Annotated in this window: 13 protein-coding genes; 8 read left to right on the top strand and 5 right to left on the bottom strand. The window is 70.2% G+C overall.

Features of this window, described 5'->3' with window-relative positions; genetic code table 11:
• Positions 1-63: 63 nt before the first annotated feature.
• The 3 genes from OO70_RS48720 to OO70_RS48710 form a co-directional block, all read right to left on the bottom strand.
• On the bottom strand, positions 64-972 hold the full coding sequence (locus OO70_RS48720) for an alpha/beta hydrolase family protein (protein ID WP_043687546.1): 909 nt from the start codon (positions 970-972) through the stop codon (positions 64-66).
• 142 nt (positions 973-1114) lie between these two features.
• Positions 1115-2977, bottom strand: coding sequence for an ABC transporter ATP-binding protein (locus OO70_RS48715; RefSeq protein WP_043687544.1), 1863 nt, complete (start codon positions 2975-2977; stop codon positions 1115-1117).
• Positions 2974-4791: an ABC transporter ATP-binding protein gene (locus OO70_RS48710; RefSeq protein ID WP_043687570.1), complete on the bottom strand. Its 1818-nt coding sequence runs from the start codon at positions 4789-4791 to the stop codon at positions 2974-2976. The genes OO70_RS48715 and OO70_RS48710 overlap by 4 nt, the downstream gene beginning before the upstream one ends.
• Positions 4792-4996: 205 nt before the next feature.
• On the opposite strand from OO70_RS48710, the gene OO70_RS48705 reads away from it, so the two are divergent.
• Genes OO70_RS48705 through OO70_RS48690 form a run of 4 tightly spaced genes read left to right on the top strand, consistent with a single transcriptional unit; the run spans position 4997 to position 8571 of the window.
• The gene (locus OO70_RS48705; protein WP_043687541.1) at positions 4997-5908 is read left to right on the top strand and encodes an ABC transporter ATP-binding protein; all 912 of its coding nucleotides are present in this window, start codon (positions 4997-4999) and stop codon (positions 5906-5908) included.
• Positions 5905-6639, top strand: coding sequence for an ABC transporter permease (locus OO70_RS48700; protein WP_043687539.1), 735 nt, complete (start codon positions 5905-5907; stop codon positions 6637-6639). Before OO70_RS48705 ends, OO70_RS48700 begins: the two co-directional genes overlap by 4 nt.
• A gap of 26 nt (positions 6640-6665) precedes the next feature.
• Positions 6666-7934, top strand: coding sequence for a sensor histidine kinase (locus OO70_RS48695; protein WP_043687538.1), 1269 nt, complete (start codon positions 6666-6668; stop codon positions 7932-7934).
• Positions 7927-8571 (top strand): response regulator, encoded by a 645-nt coding sequence (locus OO70_RS48690; RefSeq protein WP_043687536.1) that lies wholly within the window; start codon positions 7927-7929, stop codon positions 8569-8571. Before OO70_RS48695 ends, OO70_RS48690 begins: the two co-directional genes overlap by 8 nt.
• Here OO70_RS48690 and OO70_RS48685 read toward each other — a convergent pair.
• Positions 8568-9980 (bottom strand): sulfatase family protein, encoded by a 1413-nt coding sequence (locus OO70_RS48685; RefSeq protein WP_043687535.1) that lies wholly within the window; start codon positions 9978-9980, stop codon positions 8568-8570. The genes OO70_RS48690 and OO70_RS48685 overlap by 4 nt on opposite strands.
• Before the next feature lie 134 nt (positions 9981-10114).
• Positions 10115-12406, bottom strand: coding sequence for a glycogen debranching protein GlgX (gene glgX / locus OO70_RS48680; RefSeq protein ID WP_043687533.1), 2292 nt, complete (start codon positions 12404-12406; stop codon positions 10115-10117).
• 152 nt (positions 12407-12558) lie between these two features.
• Between glgX and OO70_RS48675 the strand changes: the two genes are divergently transcribed.
• From OO70_RS48675 to OO70_RS48660, 4 genes are all read left to right on the top strand, one after another.
• Positions 12559-13791 (top strand): L,D-transpeptidase, encoded by a 1233-nt coding sequence (locus OO70_RS48675; protein WP_043687531.1) that lies wholly within the window; start codon positions 12559-12561, stop codon positions 13789-13791.
• A gap of 167 nt (positions 13792-13958) precedes the next feature.
• Positions 13959-15209: a L,D-transpeptidase gene (locus OO70_RS48670; RefSeq protein ID WP_043687528.1), complete on the top strand. Its 1251-nt coding sequence runs from the start codon at positions 13959-13961 to the stop codon at positions 15207-15209.
• 80 nt (positions 15210-15289) lie between these two features.
• Complete coding sequence (locus tag OO70_RS48665; RefSeq protein WP_043687526.1) at positions 15290-16057, top strand: enoyl-CoA hydratase/isomerase family protein; 768 nt, start codon at positions 15290-15292, stop codon at positions 16055-16057.
• Between the two features lie 180 nt (positions 16058-16237).
• A complete protein-coding gene (locus OO70_RS48660) occupies positions 16238-16846 on the top strand; it encodes an ATP-binding protein (protein WP_078651892.1) in 609 nt (202 codons plus the stop codon).
• Positions 16847-17121: the final 275 nt, after the last annotated feature.

Here is a 17121-nt window from a genome sequence, read left to right as displayed (position 1 = left end):
GATTACCGAGCGTGAGCGCGGTTGCCCATCGAATATCGGGGGCGGTGAATTACCCCGCTACCGCTACTTGCTCTGCAACTTCCCCAGCGGGTCGGGGTCCTGCTCCAACGCGGCGACCGCCGTCTTCCAGCCGGTGTCCTCGGGGTGGAGGGCGCTGCGCAGGAACGCCGTGGTGAGGTGCTGGAGCAGGGCGACGCGGGCGGGGCTCTCGTCCGTCGTCTCGGCGACCTCGTATCCGGGGATGCCGCCGAGTGAGTGCTCCGCGCCGTAGAGCGTGAGCAGGGTCTTGTCGCCGGGACTGTAGGTGTAGGGGTCGGTGAACCAGTCCGGTCCGCGGGTGGAGAGCTGGGACTGGTCGTGGTCACCGGCGACGATCAGCGCCGGTGTGGTCATCGTGGCGAACGACGGCCGCATGAAAGGGAGTTGCTCGGCGGCGAACGGGGTCAGGTCGTCGCCCAGGCCGGTCAGGGCGAGCAGGACACCCGCCTTGACACGGGGGTCGGACAGGTCGTCGCCGGGTACGCCGTCGGGGTCGAGGACGCGCGCGCCCAGCAGCGTGCTCGCCGTCTGGGCTCCCCAGGAGTGGCCGGCCACGGCGACGCGGTCGCGGTCGACGCGCCCCGCGAGACTCGGCACGGAGGCCTCCAGGACGTCGAGACCGTCCAGTACGCGCTTGAGGTCCTCGACGCGGAAGCGCCAGATCCGGGGGAAGCGAGGGTCCTCGTGCGGGAGGCCGAGCGTCCTGGAGTCGAGATGGGTCGGCTGGACGACCACGAAGCCGTGCGCGGCCCAGTGGTCCGCCAGCGGGGCGTAGCCGTCCATCGACCAGCCGAAGCCGTGCGAGAAGACGATGACGGGCAGATCGCCGCCGGTCACGGGCGCGGAGACGCGGACCCGGAGGTCCTCGCCGCGGCCCGGGGCGGGCAGGACGACCGGCTTCACGGACACGATCGCGGTGTTCGAGTCGGACATGGCTGTGCTTCCGTTCCCTGTGCGTCGAGTGGGTCTCAGCGGCGCCACAGCGACGGGGCGAGCAGCGCGCGCGAGTTAAGCGGAACCTTGTTCCGGAAACGATACGGAACAAGGTTCCGGTTGGCAAGCGCGGACACCTCGCTCACGCCAGGCTGTCCCGCCAAGCCCGGTGCAGATCCGCGAACCGCCCCGTCCCCGCGATCAGGTCGGCCGGGCTGCCGTCCTCGACGACCCGCCCGTGTTCCATGACCAGCACCCGGTCCGCGATCTCGACCGTGGACAGCCGGTGCGCGATCACCACCGCCGTACGGCCGCGCAGGACCGTCGACATGGCGCGCTGCACGGCCCGTTCGCCGGGTATGTCGAGGGAGCTGGTCGCCTCGTCGAGGATGAGGACCGCCGGGTCGGCGAGCAACGCCCGTGCGAACGCGACGAGTTGACGCTGGCCCGCCGAGATACGGCCGCCCCGCTTGCGTACGTCCGTGTCGTAGCCGTCGGGCAGGGAGCTGATGAAGTCGTGCGCGCCGATCGCCTTCGCCGCGCCCTCGATCTCCTCACGGGTCGCGTCCGGGCGGCCGATCGCGATGTTCTCGGCGACCGTGCCGGAGAACAGGAACGCCTCCTGCGTCACCATCACCACCCCGCGCCGCAGTTCGGGCCCCGCGAGCTCGCGCAGGTCGACGCCGTCCAGCAGGACCCGGCCCTCGGAGGGGTCGTAGAAACGGGCCAGGAGCTTGGCCAGGGTGGACTTGCCGGCGCCGGTGGAGCCGACGACGGCGACGGTCTGCCCGGCTGGCAGGGTGAGGTCGAAGCGGGGGAGGACCTCGCCACCGGTGCGGTAGGTGAAGCCGACCCCGTCGAAGACGACCTCGCGGCCGGGCTGCTCCGACTCAAGGGCCGGAAGCTGTACGGGTGTTGAGGGCTCGGGGACGGAGGGGGTCTGGGCCAGCAGGCCCGCGATCTTCTCCAGGGAGGCCGCCGCCGACTGGTAGGAGTTGAGGAACATGCCGAGCCGGTCGATCGGGTCGTAGAGACGCCGTAGATACAGGACGGCCGCCGCCAGCACACCCAGTTCCAGTGAGCCGTCCGCGACCCGGTAGGCGCCCCACAGCACGATCACCGCGACGGTCGTGTTGGCGACCAGGCGGGAGCCGGTGACATAGCGGGCCATCTCCAACAGGGCGTTGCCGTTGGAGCGTTCGTGCCGTTTGTTGAGGACGGCGAAGTCGGCGTCGTTGACGTCCTCGCGGCGGAACGCGCGGACCGGCCGGATGCCGTTCATCGTCTCCACGAACTTCACGATCACCCGGGCGATGGCCGTGGACCGCGCCGCGTACACCCGCACCGCGCGCCGCTGGTAGATCCGCACCAGCAGATACAACGGCACGAAGGACGCCACCGCGACCGCGCCGAGGCCAAGGTCCAGCCAGAGCAGCATCGCCGAGATGTAGACGAAGGACAGGACGACCACGATCAGTTCCTGGAGGCCCTCGTTGAGCAGTTCGCGCAGCGCCTCGACGTCCGCGGTGGAGCGGGAGATGAGCCGGCCCGAGGTGTAGCGCTCGTGGAAGTCGATGCTGAGGGCCTGCGCGTGCCGGAAGATCCGGCCGCGCAGATCGAGCAGCACGTCCTGGCTGACGCGGGCCGACGCACCGACGAACGCGTACTGGAGTCCGCCGGAGACCAGCGCGCACAGCAGGTAACCCACCCCGACGGCGATCAGCGGACCGCGGTCGTGGTCCCGGAACGCCGGTACCGCACGGTCGATGGCGTACGCCACCAGCAGCGGGCCCGCCTGCACGGCCGCCTGCTGGAGCAGCAGGAGCAGCGACGTGACGGCGACGCGGGCCTTCATCGGCGCCAGCAGCGAGCCCAGCAGCGCACGGGTCGCGCCCGGGGGAGTGGGCAGGACGTCCCGGTCGAAGGGGTCGTCGGCGGCGGGCGGGCGCGGCGGTTCCCGGTCGTCGTCGCCGGTGGTGGGGGCGGAGGTGGTGGCCGCGGTCATCGTTCGTCCCCCTGGTGGTCGGCTCCCGACATGAGATGCGCGTACTCCGCGTTCGTGCGCAGCAGTTCGTGATGGGTGCCGACCGCGGTGATACGGCCGCCCGACAGCAGGGCGACGCGGTCGGCGAGCAGCACCGTGGACGGGCGGTGGGCGACGATCAACGCCGTGGTGTCCGCGAGGACGTGGCGCAGCGCGGCTTCTACGGCGGCCTCGGTGTGGACGTCCAGCGCGGAGAGCGGGTCGTCGAGGACCAGGAAGCGGGGTTTTCCGACCACCGCCCTTGCCAGCGCCAGCCGTTGCCGCTGGCCGCCGGAGAGGCTCAGGCCCTGCTCGCCCACCTGGGTGTCCGTGCCCTGGGGCAGCGCGTACGTGAAGTCTGCCTGCGCTACGGCCAGCGCCCGCTCCAACTCGGGCTGTCCTGCGCTGTGTTCGGCGCCCATCAGTACGTTCTCCCCGACGCTTGCCGAGAACAGCGTGGGCTCCTCGAAGGCCACGGCGACGAGGGCGCGCAGCGTTTTGCGGGACATGGCGGTGATGTCCTCGCCGTCGAGTGTGATGTGGCCCGATGTCACCTCGTGTAGGCGGGGGACGAGTGCGGTGAGGGTGGTTTTGCCTGTGCCGGTGGCGCCGACGAGGGCCATGGATTCGCCGGGTCTGATGTGCAGGTCTATGTCTTCGAGGATTGGTGGGGAATCGGGCGGGGCGTCGGGGTAGCGGAAGGAGACTGTGGAGAAACGGATGCCGTCGTTGTCGGGTGCGGGTGCGTGGGGGCTGGTCGCGCAGTTCCCCGCGCCCCTAAAGGGAGTCTCCTCTTCCGGGGTTTCGTCCATTACCTCGAAGTAGCGCTCCGTTGCCGTCGCCGCTTCTTGGCTCATCGCCAGTAGGAAGCCGATGGACTCCACCGGCCAGCGCAGGGCCAGTGCTGTGGAGAGGAAGGCCACCAGCGTTCCCGCCGACAGGTTGCCGTCGGCCACCTGCACGGTGCCGAGGACCAGGGCCGCGCCGATGGACAGTTCGGGGAGCGTCACGATGACGCCCCAGATCGTCGCCAGCAGGCCGGCCTTGCGCAGCTCGGTGCCGCGTAGCTCGCGGGTGAGTTCGCGGAACGCGTGCGCCTGGCTGCGGTGGCGGCCGAAGCCCTTGATGATGCGGATGCCGAGGACGCTCTCCTCGACGACCGTCGTCAGATCGCCGACCTGGTCCTGCGCGAGGCGCGCCACGTGCGCGTACCGCCTCTCGAAGATCACACAGGTGACCATCACGGGTACGGCGGGTCCCAGGAGCACCAGACCCAGCGTCCAGTCCTGAAGAACCAGGATGACTACGCCCACCAGGATCGTCACCGCGTTGACCAGCAGGAACGTCAGCGGGAAGGCGAGGAACATGCGCAGCAGCATCAGATCCGTGGTGCCCCGGGACAGCAGCTGGCCCGAGGGCCACCGGTCGTGGAAGGCCACCGGCAGCCGCTGGAGCCGCCGGTACAGATCCGCCCGCATGTCGGCCTCGACCCGTGACAGCGGACGCGCCACCAGCCAGCGCCGCAGCCCGAACAGCAGCGCCTCCGCGAGCCCGAGCAGCAGCAGATACAGCGCGCCGAGCCACACGCCCGCCGGGTCCCGGTCGGCGACCGGCCCGTCCACCATCCACTTCAGGACGAGCGGGATCACCAGCCCCGTACAGGAGGCGACGATCGCGACCCCGGCCGCGCTGAACAGCCGTACCCGCACGGGCCGGACGTACGGCCACAGCCGCAGCAGGACGCGGACGGCGGACCGGTCGGAGCGGTCCTCGGCGGAGGCGGGTGTCGTGGTCATCACGGGCGAGCCTACGGACCACCACTGACAGTGCCCACCTAGTTTTGGCCGGACCCGAGTCCGCCGCTGGTCCTACGACCTGCGGGTCCGTGGGGTCGTACAGCACGGTCGGCGGGGTCGTAGGACGGCATCAACCGATCGGTTGATGTCCGGTCGAGCGCGATGGCCGATGTGCCCGGCCCGGCCCCGACGGGACCCTCGAAGCATGTCAGCCACCCCTGTCATCGAAGTCACCGCACTGCGCAAGTCCTACGGCGGCCGGGCCGTCGTCGATGGTGTCTCCTTCGCCGTCGAGGAGGGCGAGATCTTCGGGATCCTCGGCCCGAACGGCGCCGGCAAGACCACCACCGTCGAGTGCGTCGAGGGCCTGCGTGTCCCCGACGCCGGCCGGGTCCGCGTCACCGGCCTCGACCCCGTCGCCGACCACGAGCAGGTCGCCCGGGTCCTCGGCGCCCAGCTCCAGGAGAGCGAACTCCAGGCCAAGCTCACCGTCCGCGAGGCCCTGGAGCTGTACGCGTCCTTCTATCCGCACCCCGCCGACTGGCAGCCGCTGGCCGAACGCCTCGGTCTGACCGCCAAGTTGACCACCCGGTTCGCGAAGCTGTCCGGCGGGCAGAAGCAGCGGCTGTTCATCGCGCTCGCGCTCATCGGGAACCCCCGGGTCGTCGTCCTCGACGAACTGACCACCGGGCTCGACCCGCGCGCCCGCCGCGACACCTGGCAGCTCATCGAGGACGTCCGGGCGAGCGGGGTGACCGTCCTGCTCGTCACCCACTTCATGGAGGAGGCGCAGCGCCTCTGCGACCGGATCGCCGTGATCGACAAGGGTCGGGTGGCCGCCCTGGACACCCCGGAGGGCCTGATCCGTCGCTCGGCCGGCTCCACGGTCATCAGCTTCACGCCCTCCGCGCCCCTGGACGAGGGTGACCTGAACGCGCTGCCCGCGCTCGTGTCGGTCGAGCACAAGGACGGCCGGATCACGCTCTCCGGGTCCGACGAGACCGTCAACGCCGTCATCACCCTGCTCGCCCGCAACCACATCACCGCCCATCAACTCCGGGTCTCCGACGCCACGTTGGACGACGCGTTCCTGGACCTGACGGAGGTCGCCCGATGAACACCGCAGTCCTGCGCACCGAGTTGCGCCTCTTCCGCCGCGAACCGGGCGCCCTCTTCTGGATCCTGCTCTTCCCCACCCTGCTCCTGGTGATCCTGGGCTCCATCCCGGGCTTCCGCCACCACGAGGCCGACCTCGGCGGTCTACGCACGATCGATGTGTACGTCCCGGTGGCCGTCCTGCTCGGCATGATCGTCGGCGCGCTCCAGTCGATGCCGCAGAACCTCACCGGCTACCGCGAACGCGGCATCCTCCGCCGCATGTCCGCCACCCCGGTCCGCCCCTCCGTCCTCCTCTCCGCCCAGATGCTGGTCTACGGCACGGCGGCCCTGGCCTCCGCCCTGTGCGCGCTGCTCGTCGGCCGCCTCGCCTTCGACGTACGCCTCCCGAAGCAGCCCTACGGCTATCTCCTCGCCCTGCTCCTGGCGATCCTGGCCGCGCTCGCGCTGGGCGCGGTGGTCTCCGCGCTGTCCCGGACCACGAAGATCGCCGGCGCCATCGGATCGGCGGTGTTCTTCCCGATGATGTTCTGCGCGGGCGTGTGGATCCCGGTGAACTCCATGCCGGACGTCATGGCCCGGATCGTCGGCTACACCCCGTTCGGCGCCGCCGCCGAGGCCCTGAACCGGGCGGCGGCGGGGCACTGGCCGGGCTGGGCGCACGTCGGGGTGCTCGCGATGTGGACGCTGCTGCTGACGGGCGCCGCCTCGCGCTGGTTCCGCTGGGAGTAGGGGAGGCGGCCGTGCAGACTGGGGAGATGACCACCAGGGACCGGCAGATCGACCGCCGCTGGGAGCAGCTGCACACGTGGGGGCCGTACGGGCTGCTCGGTATCAGTGTCGTCCTCGCGGTCGCCTCCTCCGGTCTGTTCGACTACTCCACCGCCAAGTGGTACACCGGCTGGACCCTGGCCGGTGCCGCGCTCGTCCTTCAGCTGTGGTGGCATGCCACCCGTGTCCGCCGCCCCGGCCGCGGCCGGACTCCGTCGCGGACGGGCACGGTGTACTACGTCCTCCGCTGGGCCCTCGCCTTCGTCCTCACCTGGATCGACCCGTTCTTCGCCTTCTACGCCGCCTCCGGCTACATGGACGCCGACGAGCTGATCCCCGGCAGGAACCGGCAGCGACTCGCACTGGTCGCGAGCTCGGTGACCGTGGCCGGTGCGCAGGCCGGCGGGATGCCGTTCGGGAGCGCGGTCCAGTGGATCCTCTTCTTCGCGCTCCTGGTCGCCATGTCCGCCCTGCAGTTGGCGGTCGCCCATCTGCAGGAGGCGGAGACGCGGCGCTCCCGCGAGCGCAACGAGACCATCACCGAACTCGAACGCACCAACACCGCGCTCCAACAGGCCCTCGACGAGAACGCCGCCCTGCACGCCCAACTCCTCGTCCAGGCAAGGGAGGCCGGGGTCGCGGACGAGCGGAGGCGGTTGGCGGCCGAGATCCACGACACGATCGCGCAGGGTCTGACAGGCATCATCGCCCAGCTCCAAGTCGTCGCGAACGCCCCCGACTTGACGACCGCCCGCACTCACCTCGACCGCGCCTCCACCCTCGCCCGGCACAGCCTCGGCGAGGCCCGCCGCTCCGTGCAGAACCTCGCGCCCGTCGCGCTGGAGAACGACGGACTGCCCGAGGCGCTGAAGAACACGGTCGCCGAGTGGGGCGAACGCACCGGCGTCCGTGCCGATTTCACCGTCACCGGCACCACCGAGCAGCTGCACGACGAGGTCTCGGCGACCCTGCTGCGCATCGCCCAGGAAGCCCTGTCGAACGCGGCCCGGCACGCCTGCGCCACCCGCGTGGGCGTGACACTCAGCTTCCTGGGCGACGAGGTCATCCTCGACATCCGAGACGACGGCCAGGGCTTCGACCCACTGGCCCTCCCCGAACGCACCGGCACCGGCGGCTTCGGCCTCGACGGCATGCGCGCCCGCGCCGAACGCATCGCGGGCTCCCTCACGATCGAGGCCGAGCCCGGTCACGGCACGGCCCTGTCGGCTCGCGTACCGTTGGTCCGCCATGAGTGACGAGCCGCTGATCTCCGTTCTGATCGTCGACGACCATCCCGTCGTACGCGACGGTCTGCGCGGCATGTTCGAGTCCGCGCCCGGATTCCGCGTCCTGGGCGAGGCGGCGAACGGCGTCGAGGCCGTGGAGCGGGCCACCGCCCTCGACCCGGACGTCATCCTGATGGACCTGCGCATGCCGGGCGGCGGGGGAGTCGACGCCATCCGGGAGCTGACCCGCCGCTCCGCCCGCGCGAAGGTGCTGGTCCTGACGACGTACGACACCGACTCCGACACCCTGCCCGCGATCGAGGCGGGCGCGACGGGTTATCTGCTGAAGGACGCCCCGCGCGACGAACTCTTCACCGCCGTCCGCGCGGCGGCGGAAGGCCGCACGGTCCTGTCCCCCGCCGTCGCCTCCCGCCTGGTCTCCGCCGTCCGCAGCCCCCAGGCCCCCGGCAACGAACCGCTCTCCGCCCGCGAACGCGAAGTCCTGGCCCTTGTCGCCAAGGGCACGTCCAACCGCGAGATCGCCCGCGAACTCTTCATCAGCGAGGCGACCGTCAAGACCCATCTCACCCACCTGTACGGCAAGTTGGGCGTCAAGGACCGCGCGGCGGCGGTGGCGGTGGCGTACGACCGGGGGATTCTCGGCTAGCTGGGATAGGGGAGGAGGCCGGAGGCGATCTTCTCCCAGGCCGCCTTCAGCTCGGCGAGCAACTCCGGCTTGTCGGGGGCGAGATCGGCCTGTTCGCGTAGATCGGCGCCGAGGTCGTAGAGATGGTCGCCGCCGGCGGAGTCCCGGTAGTACTTCCAATCACCGCGCCGCAGCGCCCGGTTGGCCCGCACCCGCCAGAACAGGTCCCGCTCCGGCGGCTGTTCGCCCTTCAGCAGATAGCCCGCGAGGCTCGTGCCGTCCAGCGGGTACGCCGGGTCGGGGCGGGCGCCGGCCAACTCCAGGAAGGTCGCGGTCCAGTCGGGGGAGAAGTTCGGCTCGTGGCTGACCTGGTTGCCGTCGATGCGGTGCGGCCAGCGCACGATCGTCGGCACCCGGATGCCGCCCTCCTGGAGCACGAACTTCTCGCCGCTCAACGGCCAGAGGTACGACCAGCGTTCACCGCCGTTGTCGCTGGCGAAGTACACCACGGTGTTCTCCTCCTGCCCGGACCGGCGCAGCGCGACGAGCACCTCACCGACGGCCGCGTCGAGGCTCTCGACCATCTCCGTGTACTTCGCGACCGAGCCGCCGTCGTAGTGGTTGAGCGCGTTGGTGACCTCCGCCTGGCTCTTCGCGGCCCGGATCTTCGCGGCGATCTCGGCGCCGGTCTCCTCGTCACCCTCCGCCAGCCAAGGCCAGTGCGGGGTGGTGAAGTTGAGGTTCAGCAGCCAGGGCTTGTCGTGCTTCCGGCCGACGTACTCCACCGCCCGCTCGGTCAGCACCTGTGTGTAGTAGCGCAGGTCCTTGTAGGTCGCGTCGCCCTCGTACAGGTCGTAGTCGCCGAGCTGGCCGAGCTTGGAGAAGTACTCCAGCACGCCCCCGTGGTTGCCGAAGAACTCGTCCCAACCCGACTTCGTGGGGCTGTAGTCGGGCAGCCAGCCGCAGTGCCACTTGCCGATCAGGGCGGTGGAGTAGCCCGCCTTCTTCAGCAGCGAGGCGAGGGTCGGGTGGCTCGGGTCGAGCCCCTGCGTCCGGTTGGCGATCGGCTCGGCCAACCCGCCCGGCGTACGGCCCGGATAGCGCCCGGTGTACAGGCTGAACCGGGTCGGCGAGCAGGTCGCCGACCCCGAGTACGCGTCGGTGAACCGCACCCCCTGCCGGGCCAGCCGGTCCAGGTTCGGCGTCCTGATGTGCGGGGCGCCGTAGGAGGAGAGATCGGCCCAGCCGAGGTCGTCACCGAGGATGACGAGCAGGTTGGGACGCTTGCCGGAGGCAGCGGGGCGAGCCTTGAACGGGCGCTCGGCGGCGGCCGGTTCGGCGGCCTCGGCGGTGGCGGCCGAACCGGCGACGGCGGTGACGGCACCGCCACCGACCAGGCCGCCGAAGGCGCGGCGGGATATTTCAGGCATGCGGGGTCCTTGTGGGGGTGGCGACGGAAACCGTGGGGGGTCCCTCTATGTGATCAGTCCGCCTGCCCCAAGCCCAGCCATCCGCCAGGGAGTTCACGGACCTGAAACGTCGCCCCGGCCGACCCCTCCGCCCCTCAGCCGACCACCTTCAGCAACAGCACCGCCCGAGCCGGCACAGTGATCGCCGCCCCCGCCCGGTGCACCACCCCCGGCGCCTCCCCCTGTTCCTCCCGTGACGTGTCGACGATCACCTCGTAGCGCTCCGCCCACGGCGGGCCCGGGAGTACGAAGCTCACCGGGCGGTCGCCGGCGTGCAGGACGGCGAGGAAGCTGTCGTCGACGATCGGGGCGCCGCGTTCGTCGCGGCCGGGGATGTCCCGGCCGGAGAGGTACATGCCCAGGGTCGCGGCGGGGGCGTACCAGTCGCGTTCCGTCATCTCCGTGCCGCGCGCGGTGAACCAGGCCAAGTCCCTTATGCCGTCCGCCGAATGGGCCCGCCCGGAGAAGAACGCCCGGCGGCGCAGCACCGGATGGCGGTGGCGCAGGTCGATCAGGCGGGCGGTGAGGTCGGTCAGCGCCCGCCAGCCCGGGTCGTCCAGCAGACCCCAGTCCACCCAACTGATCTCGTTGTCCTGGCAGTAGGCGTTGTTGTTGCCCCGCTGCGTCCGCCCCAGCTCGTCGCCCGCGACCAGCATCGGCACGCCCGTGGAGAGGAGCAGTGTGGTGAGGAGGTTCCTCAACTGCCGCCGCCGCAGCGCCTTGACGCGCTCGTCGTCCGTCTCGCCCTCGACCCCGCAGTTCCAGGAACGGTTGTCGTCCGTGCCGTCCCGGTTGCCCTCGCCGTTCGCCTCGTTGTGCTTGCGTTCGTACGACACCATGTCGCGGAGCGTGTAACCGTCGTGCGCCGTCACGAAGTTGACGGAGGCGTAGGGGCGGCGGCCGCCCCACGCGTACAGGTCGCTCGACCCCGACAGGCGGTACCCGAGGTCCCGTACGTCCGGCAGCGCGCCGCGCCAGAAGTCCCGGACGGCGTTGCGATAGCGGTCGTTCCACTCCGTCCACAGGGGTGGGAACGCGCCGACCTGGTAGCCGCCCGAGCCGACGTCCCAGGGCTCGGCGATCAGCTTCACCCGTCGTAGCACCGGGTCTTGAGCGATCACCGCGAGGAACGGGGACAGCATGTCGACGTCGTGCATCGAGCGGGCCAGGGCGGCCGCGAGGTCGAAGCGGAAGCCGTCGACGCCCATCTCGGTGACCCAGTAGCGCAGGGAGTCGGTGATGAGCCGGAGCACGTGCGGCTGGACGACATGGAGGGTGTTGCCGCAGCCGGTGTAGTCCGTGTAGCGGCGGGCGTCGCTCTGGAGGCGGTAGTAGCCGCGGTTGTCGATGCCCTTCAACGACAGCATCGGCCCCAACTCGCCTCCTTCCGCTGTGTGGTTGTAGACCACGTCGAGGATGACCTCGATCCCGGCCGCGTGCAGGGCGCGCACCATCCGCTTGAACTCGCCGACCTGTTGACCCGCCGTGCCGGTCGCCGCGTAGGCCGCGTGCGGGGCGAAATAGCCGATGGAGTTGTAGCCCCAGTAGTTCTTCAGGCCCTTGCGCAGCAGGTGGTCCTCGTGCGCGAACTGGTGGACGGGGAGGAGTTCCACGGCCGTGACGCCCAGTTTCACCAGGTGCTCGATCGCCGCCGGGTGCGCCAATCCGGCGTAGGTGCCCCGGAGTTCCTCGGGTATGCCGGGGTGCAGCTTGGTGAAGCCGCCGACGTGGACCTCGTAGATCACCGAGTCCGCCCACGGCGTCTTGGGGCGGCGGTCGTCCATCCACTCGTCGTCGGTGGTGTCGTCGTGGACCACAACACCCTTGGGGACGTGGGGCGCTGAGTCCCGGTCGTCGCGCACGGTGTCCGCGACCTGCTGCTGCGGCCAGTCCCGGACGTGCGCGTACACCTCGGGCGGCAGCCCGAACTCGCCGTCCACCGCCCGCGCGTACGGGTCGAGGAGCAGCTTCGCCGGGTTCCAGCGGGCGCCGGTCCACGGGTCCCAGCGGCCGTGCACCCGGAAGCCGTAGCGCTGTCCCGGCATGACGTCCGGCAGGAAGCCGTGCCAGATCTCGTGCGTCAGCTCGGTGAGCGGGACCTTGGTCTCCACGCCGTCGGGGTCGAACAGGCACAGCTCGACGGCCTCCGCGCCCCCCGCCCACAGCGCGAAGTTGGTGCCCGCCACCCCGTCGGGGCCGACCCGGAACCGGGCCCCCAACGGCATCGGCGCGCCCGGCCACACGGGCACGGGCGATGCCCTGTGGACGGCACCGTTCAGTGCCGGGGCGGCACGCGGCGACGGTACGGCCTCCACCGCGTGCTCCACCGGCACGCCGACGTCGACGCGCCCCTCCTGCACGGCCTCCTGCTCGGCTGCGCTCGACACCGTCCGGCCTCCTGCGGCTCATGGAACGACGAGGTGAAGGGCGCACGACGTCCCGGTCGCGGCTCCCTGTCCTGTCATCCTCCCCACTGTTCTGCCCAGAGCTTGGGTCGCACTCACGTTTCCCTGAGGCAGGGCCGCTCGTTGAGCACCCCGTGAGGCATGCACAAGGGCGCGCGCGGCGCGCAGGGGTCGCACTGGCCGCCGTACTGACATGGGCAGGACTGCTGGCCGGGGCCACCGGCTGTACTTCCGACGGCTCGGGCGGAAGCGGCATCGACGAGCTCTTCGGCAAGGCACCGGCGCCCGAGGATGTGATCCGGATCTCGCCCGACGACACCGCCAAGGGCGTCAAACCCGACCAGCGGCTGGTGGTCCGGGTGCCCAGCGGACGCCTGGAGTCCGTGCAGGTCGTCAAGGAACAGGACGCCCAGGACACCCCGGTCCCCGGACACATCTCCGACGACGGACTGCGCTGGGAACCCGAGGACACCAAGCTCGCGCTGGCCGCCGAGTACACCGTCGACGCGGTCGCCCTCGACGGCCACGGGCGCCGCTCCGCCCGGCACACCACGTTCACGACCTACGTCCCCGACGAACGGTTCATCACCTACGTCACCCCGGAGAACCGCGCCACCGTCGGCACCGGAATGATCGTCTCCCTCGGCTTCAACCGGGACATCGAGAACCGTGCCGCCGTCGAACGCGCCATCCACGTCACCGCGAAACCGGCCGTGGAGATCCGCCCGCACTGGTTCGACAAGTCCCGCCTCGACTTCCGCCCCGAGAACTACTGGAAACCCGGCACCCAGGTCACCGTCTCCCTGCGCCTGCGGGACGTCGAGGGCGCCCCCGGGGTCTACGGCCTCCAGTACAAGACGTTCTCCTTCACCGTCGGCCGCAGCCAGGTCTCCCTCGTCGACGCCGCCAGGCACACCATGGAAGTGCGGCGCGACGGCGCCCTCCTGGCCACCGTGCCGATCACGGCCGGCGGCCCGAAGACCACCACGTACAACGGGAAAATGGTGGTCATGGAGATGCTGGAGGTCACCCGCATGAACAGCCGCACGGTCGGCTTCGGCGGCGAGTACGACATCCCCGACGTCCCGCACGCCATGCGGCTCACCAACTCCGGCACCTTCCTGCACGGCAACTACTGGGCGCCGACCGCCCCCGGACGCGTCAACGTCAGCCACGGTTGCGTGGGGCTCAGGGACGTCAAGGGCGGCGGCTCGGACACCCCCGCCGGGTGGTTCTTCGACCGCAGCATCATCGGGGACGTGATCGAGGTCGTGCACAGCAACGACAAACAGGTCGCACCGGACAATGGCCTCGGCGGGTGGAACATGGGTTGGAAGGAGTGGAAGGCGGGCAGTGCCCTCAAGTGACCGCAGGAGGGGCGGGGAGCCCGTGTCAGGCGGCAGTTGAAGTTGCGACCGAACGGTGACATTCGCCTGACATGAAGCTCAAAACCTGGCGGTTAATATGCGCGGACGTGCACGTCAGATGCGCGAAGGGGTGCGGGCCGGACCGGGCCCGGCGAGGGGAGAAAGTCTTGAACGTGCGACCGATATCGGGGGCGTCGGTTGACGCGCGCAGCCGGAGAAACAAGGGGCTGCTCGCGCTGATCCTCGGCGTGCTGCTGCTCGCCGTCACCGCGTGCGGCGGCGGAGGCGGAGGCTCCAACTCCGGGTCCGGCTCGGGCGACGCGAAGGACAAGGGCTCCGACACCGCCCAGACCAAGCAGTCGCAGGCGGTCGTCACCATCGCCCCCAAGAACGGCTCGAAGTCCGTCGACACCAGCGGCGCCCTCAAGATCAGTGCCGCGAAGGGCAAGTTGACCGAGGTCACCGTCAAGGACGCGGACGGCGCCAAGGTCACCGGCGCGATCACCGGAGGCGGCGCGACCTGGACGCCCGCCACGCATCTCGCCGCCGCCACCAAGTACACCGTGCACGCGGTCGCCAAGGACTCCGACGGCCGGGTCGCCGCCGAGGACTCCAGCTTCACCACGCTGACCCCGAAGAACACCTTCGTCGGCTACTTCACCCCCGAGGACGGATCCACCGTCGGCGTCGGCATGCCGTTCTCCATCCGCTTCACCCGGGGCATCACACACCCCGAGGACGTGAAGAAGGCCATCAGCATCACGACCTCGCCGGCCGTCGACGTCGAGGGCCACTGGTTCGGCAACGACCGCCTCGACTTCCGCCCGGAGAACTACTGGAAGTCCGGCACCAAGGTCACGATCAAGCTCAACCTCGACGGAGTCGAAGGCCGTTCGGGCGTCTACGGCAAGCAGACCAAGACGGTCAAGTTCACCATCGGCCGCAACCAGGTCTCCATCGTCGACGCCAAGAAGCACACGATGAAGGTCACCCAGGACGGCAGGACCATCAGGACCATCCCGGTCACGACCGGCAAGCCCGGCTACGACACCTGGAACGGCCAGATGGTCATGAGCGAGAAGCTCACCGTGACCCGGATGAACGGCGAAACGGTCGGCTACGGCGGCGAGTACGACATCAAGGACGTCCCGCACGCCACCCGCCTGACCGACTCCGGCACCTTCGTCCACGGCAACTACTGGGGCGGCGGCGCCTTCGGCAACTACAACGCGAGCCACGGCTGCATAGGCCTCCAGGACGTCAAGGGCGGTTACAGCAAGACCGTTCCGGCCGCGTGGTTCTTCAACCACTCGATCCTCGGTGACGTCGTGGTCGTCAAGAACTCCAACGACGCGACCGTGGCACCCGACAACGGGCTCAACGGCTGGAACATGTCGTGGGCGAAGTGGAAGGCGTAAGCGGCTAGTTGACGTACGGGCCCGGTGCTGTGACCGACAGCACCGGGCCCGTCGTCGTTAGTGCCCGTTAACCTGCAGTCATGACCGTGAATCTCGAAGTCGCCGAGGGCGTCGGCACGATCCGCCTCGACCGCCCGCCGATGAACGCGCTGGACACCGCCACGCAGGACCGGCTCAAGGAACTCGCCGAGGAGGCGACCCGTCGCGACGACGTGCGCGCCGTGGTGGTCTACGGCGGGGAGAAGGTGTTCGCGGCGGGTGCGGACATCAAGGAGATGCAGCGCATGGACCACGCGGCGATGGTCGTGCGGTCGCGGGCGTTGCAGGAGTCGTTCACCGCGGTGGCGCGTATCCCCAAGCCGGTCGTGGCGGCGATCACGGGCTATGCGCTGGGCGGGGGTTGCGAGTTGGCACTTTGCGCGGACTTCCGTATCGCGGCGGACAACGCGAAGCTCGGGCAGCCGGAGATCCTGCTCGGGCTGATTCCGGGCGCGGGCGGCACGCAGCGGCTGGCGCGTCTGATCGGTCCCTCGAAGGCGAAGGACCTGATCTTCACCGGCCGGATGGTCAAGGCGGACGAGGCGCTGGCGCTGGGTCTGGTGGACCGGTTGGTGCCGGCCGCCGAGGTGTACACGGAGGCCCACGCGTGGGCGGCGAAGCTCGCGCAGGGACCGGCGATCGCACTCCGTGCCGCGAAGGAAGCGATCGACACCGGTCTGGAGACGGACATCGAGACCGGGCTTGCGGTCGAACGGACGTGGTTCGCGGGGCTGTTCGCGACCGAGGACCGTGAGCGCGGGATGCGGAGCTTCGTCGAAGAGGGCCCCGGCAAGGCGAAGTTCCTCTGAACCGGACGGTGAAATCGCGCTCAACCACTTGCAATTGACGCGATGTCTCATCCGGGTCCCTCGGCGGGGCGGTTTATGGGAACCTTAACGTGACCTTAAGCCTGCCTTGTCGAGGGAGCCTGTCGATTGCCTCCAACAGAGCCTTCACCGCAGGTCGGAGGGGCTACGGCGAGCGCTGAAATGCCCCTGGCATATGTCGATCGGATGTCGCGGAACGGAGGCTTCCGGGGGGCGTATTCCTCCGGAACCGCCCCGGAGGCCGTGCGGGGCGGCCATGATGGACGCATGGCGGGGCTGGAAGGTATCGGACAGCCGCGGGGACAAGGCCGTGCGACCGCGGCGCGCTGGTCGCCTGCGGTCGAGGACGAGCGGGCACTCAAGGCGATCGAGTTGTTCGGCAATCCGACGGAGGCGGAAGTTCCGCTGCCGTCCCGGCCCGAGTCCGCCGCCACCGCCCGCCGGCTCACCCAGATCGTCGTCCTGCGCCACTGGGGGCTCACCCCGAAGATGACCGAGGACGCCGTCTTACTCGTCTCGGAACTCGTCGGAAACGCCGTACGGCACACGGGCGCCCGGGTGTTCGGCCTGCGGATGCGGCGCCGGCGCGGCTGGATCCGCATCGAGGTCCGCGACCCCTCCCGCGGGCTGCCCTGTCTGATGCCGGTCCAGGAGATGGACCTCAGCGGCCGCGGCCTGTTCCTCGTCGACAAACTCTCCGACCGCTGGGGCGTCGACCTGCTGCCGCGCGGCAAGACCACGTGGTTTGAAATGCGGGTCGCCGACCGCTGAACACCCGCTGTGTGTACGGCAGTTCGGGCGCCGAGCACCCCCGCGCGGACGACAGTTCGAGCCCTACATGGACGACCGTTCGAGGCGCGACCCGTGAGGGTCCCTCAATCGGGTTAATGCCCCGCTTTCTTACCCAACCCCCCTTAAATGGTCCGGGTGACCACGACCGACCGCCGTACGGCGTTGCGTGCGGGTGCCGGGCTCGTCGCCGGGGGCGCACTCGCCGCCGGATGTGCCACGACCGGCCCCGCCGCATCCCCCGCCGCCCCCGCGCG

Origin of the sequence: Streptomyces xylophagus (assembly GCF_000716435.1) — a bacterium.
Classification (GTDB): Bacteria; Actinomycetota; Actinomycetes; order Streptomycetales; family Streptomycetaceae; genus Streptomyces; species Streptomyces xylophagus.
Note: the sequence above shows the minus strand (reverse complement) of the source record. Positions and strands in the feature narration are given on the sequence as shown.